The sequence below is a fragment of the Variovorax sp. 770b2 genome, from assembly GCF_900115685.1.
Lineage (GTDB): Bacteria > Pseudomonadota > Gammaproteobacteria > Burkholderiales > Burkholderiaceae_C > Variovorax.
This window is the reverse complement of record NZ_FOXJ01000001.1, coordinates 2,873,245-2,888,556: the sequence shown is the minus strand read 5'-3', so window position 1 is coordinate 2,888,556 and position 15,312 is coordinate 2,873,245. Positions and strand designations below refer to the sequence as shown.

The following is a 15,312-nucleotide window of genomic DNA, read 5'->3' as shown; positions in this document are numbered from 1 at the left end:
GTCGAGCTTCCTGCCGGTTCCCGGATGGGCATGCGGCCGGATGTTATCAAATTGAAATTTGAATTTGAAGTATTTTTTCGATTCGATTAACCTCGGCCCATGGCCACCCGCTCTTCCAGTCCTCCTGCGCGCGCGCAGCGCACCGACGGCAACACCACCCGCCTGCACATCCTCGAAACCGCGGGCCAGCTGTTCGCCGAACGCGGCTTCGCCGAAGCCACGAGCAAGGAAATCTGCACGCGCGCCGGCACCAACATGGCCGCGATCAACTACCACTTCAACGGCCGCGACGGGCTCTACGAGGCCGTGCTGATCGAGGCGCACCGCCAGTTGGTGAGCGTCGACGAACTGGTCAGCCTGGCCAGCGTGCCGACCGATCCGCGCCTGAAGCTGCGCGCCTTTCTCACGCACCTGGTCGAACTGGGCAGCCAGCCCAAGGCGCCGTGGGGCTTTCGCGTGGTGCTGCGCGAAGCCCTGTCGCCGTCGCCGGCGATGCCCGTGATGATCAAGCGGGCGGTGCTGCCCAAGGCCAAGCTGCTGCGCGGGCTGATCGGCGGGATCATGGCGTTGCCCGACGACCATCCCTCGGTGCAGCGCGCGCTGCTGTTCACGGTGCTGCCATGCATCGTGATGATGGTCGCGCCCAAGGACCTGGGCAACAAGGTGCTGCCGGCGCTGAAGGACACGAAGGCGCTGGCCGATGACCTGATGCGCTACGTGCTCGCCGGCGTCGATGCCGTGGCGAAGGAAGCGAAGGCGGCCGCGCCGCCGGCTACAGCTGGAAAGCGACGGTAAGCAGCAGTCCCTCGGCCACGTCGCGCACGAGGCCCGGGCGCCGCGCGCGATAGGGCTCGCCGGCCGACGCCGTGGTGTCGATCCACTCGGCGAGCCAGTCGATCTCGTGCGGGCCGTAGAACACCACGGCCGCCTCGTGGTTCAGCAGCAGGCTGCGCAGGTCCAGGTTGATCGAGCCGCACATCGCAAGCTCGTGGTCGAGCACCACCGCCTTGGCGTGCGCCATGAAGGGCAGCATGCGAAAGCTCACGCCCGCGCGCGCCAGGTCGCGCATGGCGCGGGCGCGCACGAAGTCGGCCAGGCGGTGGTTCGATTGCGCGGGCATCGCGATCGTCACCTGCACGCCGCGGCGCGCTGCGAGCCGCAGCGCATCGCGCAGGCCGTCGCCGGGCACGAAGTAGGGCGTGATCGCGAGGATGCGGTGCTCGGCGCGAAAGCACGCATCGATGAGGAGGGCGTGCGCGGTGTCCTCGGTCTGGTCGGGGCCGCTCGGCAGGAACTGGGCCATCGCGGTGCCGGGGCCTTCGAGCACGTCGTCGCAGGTGATGGCGCGCGCCTTGCGCGAGCGCACCGAGCTCCAGTCGTGGTCGAACTGGCGGGCCGCGGCGGCGGCCACATTGCCGCGCAGGTCGAACGAGAGATCGCGCCACGCCTCGGGGTGCTTGGCGTTGCCCGTGAAGTACTCGCCCGCGAGGTTGCGTCCGCCCGACCAGAGCCAGCCGTCGTCGGCGATGGTGAACTTGCGGTGGTTGCGCAGGTTGCGCGGCCCGGTGCGGCGCAGGCTGAAGAAGGGGCGGAACACCGCCACCTCGCCGCCCGCCGCGCGCAACAGGTCGAAGTGGTGGCGCGGCAGCGACAGTGCGCCGAAGCCGTCGAGCAGCACGCGCACCTTGATGCCCTCGCGCGAGCGCTGCGCGAGCCGCGCGATCACCGCATGGCCGAGCGCGTCGTCGCCGATGATGAAGGTGCACACGTCGATGCGTTCGCGCGCGCCGTCGATCACCTGCCACAGCGCCTCGCGCGCGGCCTCGCCGTCGGCATGCAGGCGCACCGCGCAGCGCCCGGGCGGCGCGAGGCCGAAGCTCTCGATCAGGTCGGCGGCCCAGTGCCCCGGCGGCACCGAGCGCGGCGGCCGCGGCGAGCCGGCCGGGCGCAGCTTGCGCTGGCCGAACAGGAGGTACATCGGAAGGATCAGGTAGGGCATCAGCACCAGCCCCATCACCCAGGCGATGGCGGTGGTGGGGGCGCGCTGCTCGCGGCGCGCGCGCGTGCTCAATACGTAGACAAGCAGCGCAAAAGTGACGACGAGGAAATGCTGCGAGGCAGAGGGCAGCCAGTCGAACCCTGTATTCGGCATGGGGGCAATGATGCCTCAGCGCGCCCGCACCCGATCAGCGTTGCAGGAAGGCGGGCACGCCGCGGCCCTCGGAGGCGAGGAACTTCATCATCGGATCGACGACCGCATGCACCGCGGGCCGGTCGCGAACGCGGTCCCGCCAGGCCACCAGACGCGGCGTGGCATCGGTCATGCCGGCGCCCTTGCGGTCGGCGAAGACGTGGGCCATGTAGAAGGCGATGTCCGCGAAGGAGTACGGGCCCGCAAGGTACTCGCGCGTGGCCAGCAGGCCTTCCATTTCTTCATAGAAGCGCGCGCAGCCGGCGCACGCGGCGACGGCCGGGGCGCTCTGCATGTCGTGCTGCAGGCCGAAGAGCTTGATGACGTTCGGAAAGAACACCTCGTCGGCCTTCTGCTCCAGCTGCCGCGCCCGGGCCCGGTCGGCAATGCCTTCGGGCCACAGGGCAGGGGCGGGGTAGCGGTCTTCGAGGTACTCGAAGATCTGCGTCGAGTCGAACAGCCCGACCTCGCCGTCGATCAGCACCGGCACCTGCTGCTTGACGGGGTTGATGCGCAGCACGTCGGGGTGCTTGGGCTCGTAGGCGTCGTCCTTGGTGAACGGCACCATCGTGAGCTCGAATGGAATGCCTTTTTCAAGCGCGGCGATCTGCACCTTCGCGCCGAACATGCTGAGGGGGCCGGAGAGGATCTTTGTCGTGGTCGTCATGCCCCCGACTTCACCAGAAATGGCGCGTCAGGTCGAGCCCCAGACCTCCTGCGCGGTCTCGACCACCAGGCGCAGCTTGTTGCGCTGCGCTTCCACCGCGATGTTGTTGCCGTGCACGGTGCTGGAGAAGCCGCACTGCGGCGAGAGCGCCAGCTGCTCGAGCGGCGCGTACTTGGCGGCCTCCTCGATGCGGCGCTTGAGCTCGTCCTTGTCTTCCATCTGGCCGAACTTGGTGGTCACGAGGCCCAGCACCACCGTCTTGCCCTTGGGCAGGTAGCGCAGCGGCTTGAAGTCGCCCGAGCGGGCGTCGTCGTATTCCATGAAGTAGGCGTCCAGGTCCATCTCCTTCAGGAGCGCCTCGGCCACCGGCTCGTAGTTGCCGGCCGCGGCGTGCGTGCTCTTGAAGTTGCCGCGGCACAGGTGCATCGCGAGCAGCATGCCCGGCGGCTTTTGCGCGACCACCTTGTTGATGAAGGCCGCGTAGCGATGCGGCAGCTCGTTCGGGTCGTCGCCGCGCTTGCGGGCGGCTTCGCGCATGTGCTCGTCGCACAGGTAGGCCAGGTTGGTGTCGTCCATCTGCACGTAGGTGCAGCCGGCCGCGGCCAGCGAGCGCAGTTCGTCGCCGTAGGCCTTGGCCACGTCGTCGTAGAACACCGGGTCGAGCTCGGGGTACGCGTCCTTGCTGATGCCGGCGCGGCCGCCGCGAAAGTGCAGCATCGTCGGCGAGGGGATGGTCACCTTGGGCGTGCGGCCCGCGGAGACCTGGCTCTTGAGGTACTGGAAATCGGCGAGCTGGATGTCCTTGATGTGGCGCACCTTGTCGATCACGCGCATCGCGGGCGGCGCCAGTTCCTCGGTGCCGTCGGGCTTGCGGATGGTGACCGGAATGTCGGTCTTCACGCCGCCGAGCTGGTCCAGGAAGTCGATGTGAAAGTAGGTGCGGCGGAACTCGCCGTCGGTGATGCTTTTCAGGCCGATGTCTTCCTGGAAGCGGACGATCTCGGTGATGGCCTTGTCTTCGACCGTGCGCAATTGCTCGGGCGTGATCTCGCCCTGGGCCTTCTGCTCGCGCGCTTCGAGCAGGTACTTGGGGCGCAGGAAACTGCCGACGTGGTCGTAGCGGGCGGGCAGGGCGGCGTGCTGGGACATGGGGTGAACTCCGTCGTGGCTGATAACGAACGGAGCATCCTAGCGCCTTGAACGATGGCTTGTTTGTATACGCAATGATCGGTGTTTACCCTCGAACAAGGCGCTTTGAACTGGATATTTCCTGATTTCTGTATACATTGGGTATTCATGAAAACGCCCACGACCTCCTTTCCACTGAACGCCTGGTATGCCGCCGCCTACGACGTCGAAGTGCGTCACGCGCTGCTGCCGCGCACCATCTGCAACCAGAAGCTGGTGATGTTCCGCCGCACCGACGGCCAGGTCGCCGCGCTCGAAGACGCCTGCTGGCACCGGCTGATGCCGCTCTCGCTCGGCCGCCTCGAAGGCGACGAGCTGGTCTGCGGCTATCACGGCCTGGTCTACAACAGCCAGGGCCGCTGCACCCACATGCCGAGCCAGGAAACGCTCAACCCCTCGGCGTGCGTGCGCAACTTTCCGGTGGTCGAGAAGCACCGCTTCGTCTGGATCTGGCCCGGCGACCCGGCCAAGGCCGACCCCGCGCTCGTGCCCGACATGCACTGGAACGACGACCCCGCCTGGGCCGGCGACGGCAAGATGATCCGGGTCAATTGCGACTACCGGCTCGTGGTCGACAACCTCATGGACCTGACGCACGAGACCTTCGTGCACGGCTCTTCCATCGGCAACCGCGAGGTGGCCGAGGCGCCGTTCGTCGCCACGCACGGCGACCGCTCGGCCACCGTCACGCGCTGGATGGAAGACATCGACGCACCGCCGTTCTGGGGCGGCCAGATCCGCCACGCACGCGGCTACACGGGCAAGGTCGACCGCTGGCAGATCATTCGTTTCGAAGGCCCGTGCACGGTGAACATCGACGTGGGCGTGGCCGAGGCGGGCAGCGGCGCGGTGCCGAACGGCGACAACGCCGGCGACCGCAGCAAGGGCGTCAACGGCTACGTGCTCAACACCATCACGCCCGAGACCGACAAGACGTGCCTGTACTTCTGGGCCTTCGCACGCAACTACTGCATCGGCGAACAGCGCCTCACGCACGAGCTGCGCGAGGGCGTGGCCGGCATCTTCCGCGAAGACGAACTCGTGCTCGAAGCGCAGCAGAAGGCGATGGACGAACACCCCGACCACCAGTTCTACAACCTCAACATCGACGCCGGTTCGATGTGGGCGCGCCGGCTGATCGATCGCATGGTCGAGAAGGAAAAGCCCGCGCGCGCCGCGATCCCGATCCGTCCCGTCGAAGAGAAGCAGGCCGCATGAAGGCCACGGTGGTTTCCCCCATCGAGCCCGGCGACACCGGCAGCTCGCAGGCCGTGAAAGCGCAGTTGCGACTGCGCGAAATGATCCTCGCGGGCGAACTGCCTGGCGGCGCGCGCATTGCCGAAGTCGCCATCTCCGAACAGCTCGGCGTCTCGCGCACCCCGGTGCGCAGCGCGCTGATGCGGCTCGAACAGGAAGGCCTGCTCGAAGCCCTGCCCAATGGCGGCTACGCGGTGCGTACTTTTTCCGAGCGCGACGTGGCCGACGCCATCGAGCTGCGCGGCACGCTCGAAGGGCTGGTCGCCCGGCTCGCGGCCGAACGCGGCGCGGCGCCGGTCGTGCTGCGCGAAGCCCGCGCGTGTCTCGCGCGCATCGACGAATTGCTGCGCGAGCCCGCACTCGACGACGCGGCGTTCTCGCGCTACGTGACGCACAACGAGAAATTCCATGCGCTGCTGTGCGAGATGGCCGGCAGCCCGGTCATCGCGCAGCAGCTCGAACGCGTGGTCAACCTGCCGTTCGCCTCGCCCTCGGGCTTCGTCATCGTGCAGGCCAATTCGCCGGCCGCGCGCGACATGCTCGTGATCGCGCAGGACCAGCACCTGCAGGTGCTCGACGCCATCGAATCCGGCGAGGGCTCGCGCGCCGAGGCGCTGATGCGCGAGCACAGCCGCATCGCGCGGCGCAACCTGCGCGAGGCGCTGCACGGCACGCCGACCGCCGAGCAGCGCGCGCTCCCCGGCGTGCAGCTGATCCGCCGCCGCGGCTGATCGACTTCTCTTTTTTCTTGTTGGTGTTCCCCGATGAAAAGCGATCTTCAATGGATGCAGGCGCAGGTGGTTGCGCTGCGCGACGTGACCCCCACGGTGCGCGAGTTCGAGCTCCGGCCCGAGTCGGGCTTTGCCGCGCCGCATGAACCCGGCGCCCACCTGCAGGTGCAGGTGATGACGGCGCAGGGCAGGCTGCAGACGCGTTCGTACTCGCTGGTCGGCGAGGGCGATGGCCAGTGCTGGCGCATCGCGGTCAAGCGCCTGGACGACGGCCGGGGCGGCTCGCTGGCCATGTGGCAACTGGCACCCGGCGACCGCCTGCAGGTGAGCGCGCCGCAGAACCACTTTCCGCTCGACCTCTCCGCGCCCGGCTATCTGCTGGTGGCAGGCGGCATCGGCATCACGCCGCTGGTGTTGATGGCGCAGCGCCTGGGCGCGCATGCGCAGCGCAGCGGTGTGCCGGTGAAGATGCTCTATGGCGCGCGCCACGCCGGCGAGTTCGGTTACCTCGCGCACCTGCAAGAAGCGCTGGGCGAAGGCGTCGTCGCGCATGAAGGCGCGGCCCCCATCGACTTCGCCGCCGCCATCGCCGAACTGCCGCCCGGCGGCCAGCTCTACACCTGCGGCCCGGTGCCCATGCTCGAAGCCGTCAAGCGCGCCTGGGAAGCGGCCGGCCGCGCCCCGGCCGACCTGCGCTTCGAAACCTTCGGCAGCAGCGGCCGGCTGGCGACGCAGGCCTTCACGGTGCGCATTCCCCGGCACGACCTGGCGATCACTGTGCCGGCCGACTGCACCCTGCTCGAAGCGCTCGACGCGGCCGGCGTGCAGACCCTCTGGGACTGCAAGCGCGGCGAGTGCGGCCTGTGCGTCATGGACGTGCTCGCGGTCGAGGGCGAAGTCGATCACCGCGACGTGTTCCTGAGCGCGCACGAAAAGCAATCGGCCACCCGCATCTGCGCCTGCGTGTCACGCGCCGTGGGTACGCTCACGCTCGATTCCGCCTACCGCGCCGACAGCTGAAGCGCCTTGCGCGATCATCGCGCAGTTCATTTGTTGATCGCGCAACAAAGGCCCGCCGGAGGGGCCGGCTAGGTGATTGCCTGCTCCGCCGAATGTTGCAAAGTGTTGAAAATAGCCCGGTTTCGCATTCCGTCCCTCCAAGGAAAACCTCATGCAAAGACGTCATCTCATCCAGACCGCGAGCCTCTCGGCAATTGCGCTCTCCGCCGCACTCGCGGCGCCCTTCGCCAGCGCCCAGGACAACAACAAGTTCAAGATCGGCCTGATCCTCCCGATGACGGGCCAGTCGGCCTCCACCGGCCGCCAGATCGAAGCCGCTGCGCGCCTGTACATGGCGCAGAACGGCGACACCGTGGCCGGCAAGAAGGTCGAGCTGATCGTCAAGGACGACACCGGCCTGCCCGACGTGACCAAGCGCCTCGCGCAGGAGCTGGTGGTGAACGACAAGGTCAACGTGCTGGCAGGCTTCGGCCTGACGCCGCTGGCGCTGGCCGTGGCGCCGATCGCCACCCAGTCGAAGACGCCTGAAGTGGTGATGGCCGCGGCCACCTCCAGCATCACCGAAGCTTCGCCCTACATCATCCGTTCGAGCTTCACGCTGCCGCAGGTGTCGGTCGCCATGGGTGACTGGGCGCCGAAGAACGGCGTGAAGTCGGTGGTCACGCTGGTGGCCGACTACGGCCCCGGCAACGACGCCGAGAAGTTCTTCAGCGAGCGCTTCCAGCTCAACGGCGGCAAGGTGATCGAAAAACTCCGCGTGCCGCTGCGCAACCCCGACTTCGCGCCGTTCCTGCAGAAGGTGCGCGATGCCAAGCCCGATGCGCTGTTCGTCTTCGTGCCCTCGGGCGCGGGCGCGGCGGTGATGAAGCAGTTCCTGGAACGCGGCATGGACAAGGCCGGCATCCGCATGATCGCCACCGGCGACGTGACCGATGACGACCAGCTGAACGACATGGGCGACGGCGCGCTGGGCGTGGTCACCTCGCACCACTACTCGGCCGCGCACCCTTCGGCCGCGAACAAGAAGTTCGTCGAGGCCTTCCAGAAGGCCAACCCGAAGATGCGCCCCAACTTCATGGCCGTCGGCGGCTATGACGGCATGCGCGTGATCTACGAAGCGCTCAAGACCACCAAGGGCCAGGGCGGCGGCGAGGCGCTGCTGGCGGCCATGAAGGGCCAGGTCTTCGAGAGCCCGCGCGGCCAGGTGCTGATCGATGCGCAAACGCGCGACATCGTGCAGGACGTGTACCTGCGCAAGGTCGAGAAGAAGGACGGGCAGCTCTACAACGTCGAGTTCGATGTCATCAAGGGCGTGAAGGACCCCGGTAAAGCCAAGTAAGGCTCCAGGCCGTTCGGACAACCCCGTCCGTTCGGCCTGAGCTTGTCGGAGGCTCAGCTCGAACGGCTGTCAGAAATCTCATGCTCACCATTCTTTTCGACGGCATCGCCTACGGCATGCTGCTCTTCGTTCTCGCCGTCGGGCTGGCCGTGACGCTCGGGTTGATGAATTTCATCAACCTCGCGCACGGCGCCTTCGCCATGGCGGGGGGCTACCTCACCGTGTTCGCGATGCAGAAGCTCGGCATGCCGTTCCTGGCCTGCCTGCCGTTCGCGTTCATCGTCGTTGCACTCGCCGGGGCATTGCTCGAACGCACGCTCTACCGGCCGATGTACGGCAAGCCGCACCTGGACCAAGTGCTCTTTTCCATCGGCCTCGCGTTCATGGCGGTGGCCGCCATCGACTACTTCGTGGGCTCGTCGCAGCAGAACGTGCAACTGCCCGAGTGGCTGCGCGGCCGCACCGAGATCGGCGACGGCGCGCTGCTGCTGGGCATGGGGCACTACCGGCTCTTCATCATCGGCGTGTGCGCGGTGCTCACCGTCGTGCTGCAGCTCATCCTCTCGAAGACGCGCTTCGGCAGCCGGCTGCGCGCCGCGGTCGACGACCCGCGCGTGGCCGCGGGCCTGGGCATCAACGTGAACATCGTGTTCCTGCTGACCTTCGCCGTCGGCTCTGGCCTCGCGGGGCTGGGCGGCGCGCTGGGTGCGGAGATCCTCGGGCTCGATCCGACCTTTCCGCTCAAGTACATGATCTATTTCCTGATCGTGGTGTCGGTCGGCGGCACCTCGTCGATCACCGGGCCGCTCGCGGCCGCGCTGCTGCTGGGCATTGCCGACGTGGCGGGCAAGTACTTCATTCCGAAGATGGGCGCGTTCACCGTCTACCTGCTGATGATCATGATCCTGATGTGGCGGCCGCAAGGGCTGTTCACGCGCAAGGGAGGGCGTTGAGATGAGCGCGCCTTCTTCTTCTCCATTGACCTATGAATCAGCCCTGCTGCGCACCGCGCGCTGGCGGCCCTGGGAGTTCGTGGTCTGGGCCGTGGCCTTCGCGCTGCCGCTGGTGGTGCCCTCGCATTCGCTGCTGGTCAACGAGATCGCCATCGTCGCGCTGTTCGCGATGTCGCTCGACCTGATCCTCGGCTACGCCGGCATCGTCTCGCTGGGCCATGCCGCCTTCTTCGGCTTCGGCGCGTATGCGGCGGCGCTGTTCGCCAAGCTCGTGATGCCGGACCCGACCGTCGGGCTGGTGTTCGCGACCGTGCTCTCGGCGCTGCTCGGCCTCGTGGCCAGCGTGACGATCCTGCGCGGCAGCGACCTCACTCGGCTGATGGTCACGCTCGGCACCGCGCTCCTCTTGCTCGAACTGGCCAACAAGCTCGACTGGCTCACCGGCGGCGCCGACGGCCTGCAGGGCGTGGTGATGGGACCGGTGCTGGGCCTCTTCGAGTTCGACCTGTACGGCCGCACGGCCGCCTGGTATTCGCTCGCGGTGATGCTGGTGCTGTTCCTGGTGATGCGCCGGCTGGTGCATTCGCCGTTCGGCGCGACGTTGAAGGCAATCCGCGACAACCGGCTGCGCGCGATGGCCATCGGCATTCCGGTGGTGTCGCGGCTCGCGGTCATCTACACCGTGGCGGCCGGCATCGCCGGTGCGGCAGGCGCGCTGCTCGCGCAGACCACCGGCTTCGCCTCGCTCGACGTGCTGGCCTTCGACCGCTCGGCCGACGTGCTGCTGATGCTGGTGATCGGCGGCGTGGGCTGGCTCTATGGCGGCGTCGCGGGCGCCATCGTCTTCAAGCTGCTGCAGAACTGGCTCTCGGCCGTGACGCCGCAGTACTGGATGTTCTGGATCGGCCTCATCCTCGTGCTGCTGGTGCTCGTGGGGCGCGACCGCCTGCTCAAGCCGTGGACGTGGTTCGGCATGGGCAAGAAGAAAGGCGGTGCGGCATGACCACCACCACCGCCGAGACCGTGCTTTCGACGCAAGGACTGGTGATGCGCTTCGGCGGCATCACGGCCACCAACAACGTCACGATGGAATTGAAGCGCGGCGCGCGCCATGCGCTGATCGGCCCGAACGGCGCGGGCAAGACCACGCTGATCAACCTGCTGACGGGCGTGCTCACGCCGACCGAAGGCCGCATCGCGCTGCTGGGCGAAGACATCACCACGCTCGCGCCGCACAAGCGCGTGGCGCGCGGGCTGGTGCGCACCTTCCAGATCAACCAGCTGTTCGACTCGATGACGCCGCTGGAGACGCTGGCGCTCGTGGTGTCGCAGCAAAAGGGCATCGCCGCGCAATGGTGGCGGCCGCTCGGCGGCACCAAGGGCATCGCGGAGCGGGCAGGGCAACTGCTGGAGCAGTTCCACCTGGCGGACGTTGCAAAGCAGCAGACGAAATTCATGGCCTACGGCAAGCGCCGCCTGCTGGAGATCGCCATCGCGCTCGCCTGCGAGCCGCGCGTGCTGCTGCTCGACGAGCCCGTGGCGGGCGTACCTGCCGGCGAGCGCGAAGAGCTGCTGCAGACCGTGGCCGCGCTGCCGGCCGATGTGTCGGTGCTGCTGATCGAGCACGACATGGACCTGGTGTTCAGCTTTGCCGACCGCATGACGGTGCTGGTCAACGGCACGCTCCTGACCGAGGGCGACCCCGAGACCATCGCCAACGATCCGAAGGTCAAGGAGGTCTATCTGGGTCATGGCACTGGAACGGAGAACGCCCATGTCTGAGCTGCTGCGCATCGACAACCTGAGCGCTGGCTACGGCGAGGCCGTGGTACTGCACGACGTGGCGTTCGCGCTCGGCGAAGGCCAGACGCTCGCGCTGCTGGGCCGCAACGGCACGGGCAAGACGACGCTGATCAACACGCTGGCAGGGGCCACGCGCCAGCACGGCGGCACCATCGCGCTCGGTGGGCAGGCCCTGCACAAGCTCGCGCCGCACCAGCGCGCGGCGGCCGGCATCGGCTGGGTGCCGCAGGAGCGCAACATCTTCAAGTCGCTCACGGTGCACGAGAACCTCACCGCGGTGGAGCGGCCGGGCAGGCTCGGAGGGACTTCCAATCCCTGGAACCCGCAGCGCGTGTACGAGATGTTCCCGCGCCTTGCGGAGCGCAAGACGAATCTGGGCACGCAGCTCTCGGGCGGCGAGCAGCAGATGCTGGCCGTGGGCCGCGCGCTGGTGCTGAACCCCAAGCTGCTGCTGCTGGACGAGCCGCTCGAAGGCCTCGCGCCGATCATCGTGGAAGAGCTCTTGCGCGCCATCCGCCGCATCACGCAGGACGAAGGGCTGGCCGCGATCATCGTGGAGCAGCACCCGCAGGCGATCCTCGCGATCTCCGACCACGCGGTGGTGCTCGACCACGGCACCATCGTGCACACCGACAGCGCGGCGGCACTGCGCAGCCAGCCGCAGGTGCTCGAGAGGCTGCTGGGCGTGGCGCGGTAGCGGTAGCGGCACGGCGAACAACAAGGAGACAGACAGATGGCGACCCCGAAGACAGTGTTTTGCGGGGGCGCCATGCTGGCGGCCGCCGCGTTGCTCGCCGCGTGCGGCACCCCCACCGGGCCGCGGAGCCTTACGCTCGGCGGAGACCCGGCCACATCGTGCGCGGCCCTCGTTGCGCCGATCGCCTCCGCTGCGATCGGCCTGCCGAGCGGCGCCGCGACCATCGACTCGGCGACCCTCGTGGCCGCATCCCCGCTGGCGGTCGCCGAGCGCGGGCCCAGCCCCGCGGCGCGCATCACGCCGGTGACGCCCGCGCACTGCAGGGTGCTGGGCCGCATCGCGCCGCTCGACGCGAGCGCGCCGCCGATCCTGTTCCAGGTCAACCTCCCGCTCGCATGGAACGGGCGCAGCGTGCAGTACGGCGGCGGTGGCTTCAATGGCGTGCTGATCACCGGCTTGTCGCTGGTGCCCGCCGGCCGCTTCGACCAGCCGACGCCGCTCGCACAGGGCTACGTGACCTACGGCACCGACTCCGGCCACCAGAACGTGCAGGGCCAGCCGCCGCAGGCGTTTGCGCTCAACGACGAGGCGCTTGCGAACTTTGCGCACGCGTCGTACAAGAAGGTACGCGACGCGGCCGTGGCACTGATGCAGCGCGCCTACGGCCAGGCGCCGCAGAAGCTGTACTTCATGGGCAGCTCCGAAGGCGGGCGCGAGGCGCTCACGATGGCGCAGCGCTATCCGCAGGATTTCGACGGCATCTTCAGCCGCGTGCCGGTGATCAACTGGACCGGGCTGCAGCACGCGGGCACGCGCAACGGCATCGCCACCTTCGGCGAGGGGTGGCTGCGGCCCGCGCAGGTGCAGCTGGTGCACAACGCGGTGCTCGCGTCATGCGATGCCGCGGACGGCGTGGCGGACCGCATCGTGTCGAACCCGGTGGCGTGCCTGCAGCGCTTCGATCCGGCCAGCCTGCGCTGCGCGGCGGGCACGAGCGGCGACAACTGCCTGAACGATGCACAGGTGCAGGCGGTGCGCATGCTGCGCTCGCCGTGGCGTGCGCCCGTGCCCTTGGCCAACGGCGTGACCGAGTACCCGGGCTGGGGCATCGGCGGCGAGGGCACGCCGGCGTTCGCCTCGATGGGCGGCTGGAACGCATGGTGGACAGGCACCGCCGCGCCGACGGTGCCGCCGCAGCCGAGCAACGGCATCGCGTGGTTCTACGGCAGCGGGGCGCTGCAGTATTTCTATGCGCGCAATCCATCGCTCGATGTGCGCAGCTACCGCGCGGAAGATTTCGCGGCGCGCATCGCGACCGTGTCGCAGCTGATGGATTCGACCAACCCCGACCTCGCCGCCTTCAACGCGCGCGGCGGCAAGCTCTTGATGCTGGAGCACATGGCCGACTACGCGCAGAGCCCGTTCGCCGGCATCCGCTACCACGAGTCGGTGGTGGCGCGCATGGGGCGCGACAACGTGGACCGCTTCATGCGTCTCTACACTGCGCCCGGCGTGGACCATGTGGGCAGCGGCGCGCCCGCGAATGTCGACATGCTCGGCGCGCTGGCCGACTGGGTCGAGCGCGGCCGTGCGCCGGCTGGTCTGCAACTCGCCGAGCAGGAGGTGCAGCCGCCGTTCAAGACCATCCGCGCACGTCCGCTGTGCGAGTGGCCGCTGTGGCCGCGCTACGTGAGCGGCGATGCGTCGCAGGCGGCGAGCTTCCAGTGCGCCAGGTAGCGCGAGCCTAGATCGCGCAGCCGTCGGGGCCGCACGCGGCGGGCGTTGCTGCGGATTGCGGCGGCGCGGCCAGCGTGGCGAGTTGTGCCTTCCATTCGTCCGCGCGACCGAGCCAGGGACCGATGTCGATGCGGCCTGCGAGGCCGTCGGGTTGCGTCAGCACGAAGGTCGGGAAACCCTGGCCGCCCGAGCGCTGCAGCAACTGGCGGCTTGCGGCGATGTGCTGCGAGGTCGCGTCGCCGGACAGGCGCGCGACGGCCGATGCGAAAGCCTCGGCATCGAAGCCAAGTTCGACAGCCACTGCGGCGAGCACATCCGCATCGGCGATGCGCCGGCCTTCGACGTAGTGGGCGCGCTGCAGGCGATGGACCATGTCGAGCCCTCCGCCTTCGCGCAGCACCTCGGCCGCGAGCACCGCGGTGGTCGGCGGTTCGGAGTCCATCACCGCGCCCGTATCCCGCAGCAGTCCCTCGAAGTAGGCCTCGCCGAACGGCTGGCCCGTGAGTTCGGCGATGCGCCGGTCATGCGGCATCACGTACTCGCGCCACTGCGGCGAGATCGCGCGGCGGTTGGCGCCGGTCATCATGCCGCCGCCGTGGAATTCGACCTTCAGGCCCGGCACACCGCGCGCCGCATCGATCAGCGGCGCGGCGGCGTAGCACCAGCCGCACAGCGGATCGAAGACGTAGTGCAGTGTGGCGGTGCCGCCATCGTTCACTGCGGCCATTTCATTTCTCCCTTGATGACCTTGGCACCGAGTTCCAGCAACGAGGTGCCTTCCAGCTTCGGGTAGTGCTTCTTCATCGCGGCGATGAGCGCGGTGGAGTCCTTGGCTTTCGCGGCTTCGGTCTCGAAGGCCTGCAGGTAGCTGCGCGTGAACTTCACCGAAGCCGGCGAGTGGGGCGCGCTGCCATCGGCATTCGGCAAGTAGTGGCCCGGCACCACGGTCTTGGGATGCAGCGCTTCGATGCGGCCCAGCGTCCTCGCCCAGTCGCGGCGCGAGGCGGGCGTTTGTGTATCGGCGGTCCACACGTGGCTGTTGGCCCACACCGGGATGCCGCCGACCACGGCCTTCAGCGACGGAATCCACGCGACGGTGTGGTCGGGCGTGGGGCCGTCGAGCCCGACGATCTGGATCTTGCGGCCTTCGAGCGTGAGGCTGTCGCCCACCAGCGGCTCGGGCACGACCACCGCCTTGGGCGCGTTGTCCTTCAGGATCGGGCCCCAGTGCGCGAGCTTGCCGTCCTTGGAGGCCTGGATCGCGGCCACGGTCTGCGGCGTGGCGACGATCTTCGCGTCGGGGAAGGCCGCCTGGATCACGTCGAGGCCGAAGTAGAAGTCGGGGTCGCTGTGGCTGATGTAGACGGTGGTGAGCTTCTTGCCGCTGGCCTTGATCTTCTGCACCAGCGCCTGCGCGTCGTTGCGCTGGAACTGGGCGTCGATCAGCACCGCATCGGTCTGGCCGGTGATGAGTTCGGACGACACCGGGAACATCGATTGGGCGCCGGGGTTGTAGACGTCCAGCTTGAGCGGCTGCGCGGCGTGGGCGGCCAGCGGTGCGAGGGCCAGTGTGGCGGAAAGGGCTGCGGCGGAAATAAGGACTCTGCGGAACATGGCGATGGCTTTCGGTCGGTGGAGTGATGCGTGACAGCGTGAACAGACCGAATGTTAGGTTGCAGGAAACGAAACAAAAACCACCGCCACGGCAATGGATCGTTTCTGTTATCGG

The 15,312-nt window shown here is 68.2% G+C and carries 14 protein-coding genes and 1 pseudogene; 10 read left to right on the top strand and 5 right to left on the bottom strand.

What is annotated here, in order from left to right; all coding sequences use genetic code 11:
• Positions 1 to 99: 99 nt before the first annotated feature.
• Positions 100 to 795, top strand: coding sequence for a TetR/AcrR family transcriptional regulator (locus BM133_RS13360; RefSeq protein ID WP_093434317.1), 696 nt, complete (start codon positions 100 to 102; stop codon positions 793 to 795).
• Here BM133_RS13360 and BM133_RS13355 read toward each other — a convergent pair.
• From BM133_RS13355 to BM133_RS13345, 3 genes are read right to left on the bottom strand one after another with little or no spacing between them, the layout of a single operon-like run.
• Positions 773 to 2,152, bottom strand: a complete 1,380-nt coding sequence (locus tag BM133_RS13355) for a phospholipase D-like domain-containing protein (RefSeq protein ID WP_093434316.1) — start codon at positions 2,150 to 2,152, stop codon at positions 773 to 775. The two genes, BM133_RS13360 and BM133_RS13355, sit on opposite strands and share 23 nt — an antisense overlap.
• Positions 2,153 to 2,186: 34 nt before the next feature.
• Entirely contained in the window at positions 2,187 to 2,858 is a 672-nt protein-coding gene (locus tag BM133_RS13350; RefSeq protein ID WP_093434314.1) for a glutathione S-transferase family protein, read from the bottom strand.
• A 27-nt stretch (positions 2,859 to 2,885) separates the two neighbouring features.
• Positions 2,886 to 4,007, bottom strand: coding sequence for a 5-methyltetrahydropteroyltriglutamate--homocysteine S-methyltransferase (locus BM133_RS13345; protein ID WP_093434313.1), 1,122 nt, complete (start codon positions 4,005 to 4,007; stop codon positions 2,886 to 2,888).
• 147 nt (positions 4,008 to 4,154) lie between these two features.
• Between BM133_RS13345 and BM133_RS13340 the strand changes: the two genes are divergently transcribed.
• The 9 genes from BM133_RS13340 to BM133_RS13300 all read left to right on the top strand — a co-directional run bounded on the left by BM133_RS13340 (position 4,155) and on the right by BM133_RS13300 (position 13,583).
• Positions 4,155 to 5,264, top strand: a complete 1,110-nt coding sequence (locus tag BM133_RS13340; RefSeq protein ID WP_093434311.1) for an aromatic ring-hydroxylating dioxygenase subunit alpha — start codon at positions 4,155 to 4,157, stop codon at positions 5,262 to 5,264.
• The gene (locus BM133_RS13335; RefSeq protein WP_093434310.1) at positions 5,261 to 6,034 is read left to right on the top strand and encodes a GntR family transcriptional regulator; all 774 of its coding nucleotides are present in this window, start codon (positions 5,261 to 5,263) and stop codon (positions 6,032 to 6,034) included. Before BM133_RS13340 ends, BM133_RS13335 begins: the two co-directional genes overlap by 4 nt.
• A gap of 33 nt (positions 6,035 to 6,067) precedes the next feature.
• Positions 6,068 to 7,054, top strand: a complete 987-nt coding sequence (locus BM133_RS13330; protein ID WP_093434308.1) for a PDR/VanB family oxidoreductase — start codon at positions 6,068 to 6,070, stop codon at positions 7,052 to 7,054.
• Positions 7,055 to 7,205: 151 nt separating this feature from the next.
• On the top strand, positions 7,206 to 8,393 hold the full coding sequence (locus BM133_RS13325) for an ABC transporter substrate-binding protein (RefSeq protein ID WP_093434307.1): 1,188 nt from the start codon (positions 7,206 to 7,208) through the stop codon (positions 8,391 to 8,393).
• Positions 8,394 to 8,473: 80 nt separating this feature from the next.
• Positions 8,474 to 9,346 (top strand): branched-chain amino acid ABC transporter permease, encoded by an 873-nt coding sequence (locus BM133_RS13320; protein ID WP_093434305.1) that lies wholly within the window; start codon positions 8,474 to 8,476, stop codon positions 9,344 to 9,346.
• Between the two features lies 1 nt (position 9,347).
• Positions 9,348 to 10,349 (top strand): branched-chain amino acid ABC transporter permease, encoded by a 1,002-nt coding sequence (locus BM133_RS13315; protein ID WP_093434304.1) that lies wholly within the window; start codon positions 9,348 to 9,350, stop codon positions 10,347 to 10,349.
• The gene (locus BM133_RS13310) at positions 10,346 to 11,128 is read left to right on the top strand and encodes an ABC transporter ATP-binding protein (protein ID WP_093434302.1); all 783 of its coding nucleotides are present in this window, start codon (positions 10,346 to 10,348) and stop codon (positions 11,126 to 11,128) included. The genes BM133_RS13315 and BM133_RS13310 overlap by 4 nt, the downstream gene beginning before the upstream one ends.
• Positions 11,121 to 11,846: an ABC transporter ATP-binding protein gene (locus BM133_RS13305; RefSeq protein ID WP_093434301.1), complete on the top strand. Its 726-nt coding sequence runs from the start codon at positions 11,121 to 11,123 to the stop codon at positions 11,844 to 11,846. The genes BM133_RS13310 and BM133_RS13305 overlap by 8 nt, the downstream gene beginning before the upstream one ends.
• Positions 11,847 to 11,882: 36 nt before the next feature.
• Positions 11,883 to 13,583, top strand: a complete 1,701-nt coding sequence (locus BM133_RS13300) for a tannase/feruloyl esterase family alpha/beta hydrolase (RefSeq protein WP_093434299.1) — start codon at positions 11,883 to 11,885, stop codon at positions 13,581 to 13,583.
• 7 nt (positions 13,584 to 13,590) lie between these two features.
• Here the strand turns inward: BM133_RS13300 and BM133_RS13295 are convergent, their stop codons facing one another.
• Together BM133_RS13295 and BM133_RS13290 are read right to left on the bottom strand one after the other, a co-directional pair.
• Positions 13,591 to 14,310 (bottom strand): DsbA family protein, encoded by a 720-nt coding sequence (locus tag BM133_RS13295; protein ID WP_093434298.1) that lies wholly within the window; start codon positions 14,308 to 14,310, stop codon positions 13,591 to 13,593.
• Positions 14,304 to 15,197 (bottom strand): annotated as a pseudogene (locus tag BM133_RS13290) (MBL fold metallo-hydrolase); the annotation flags it as partial. The gene BM133_RS13295 and the pseudogene BM133_RS13290, both read right to left, overlap by 7 nt.
• Between the last annotated feature and the right edge of the window lie 115 nt (positions 15,198 to 15,312).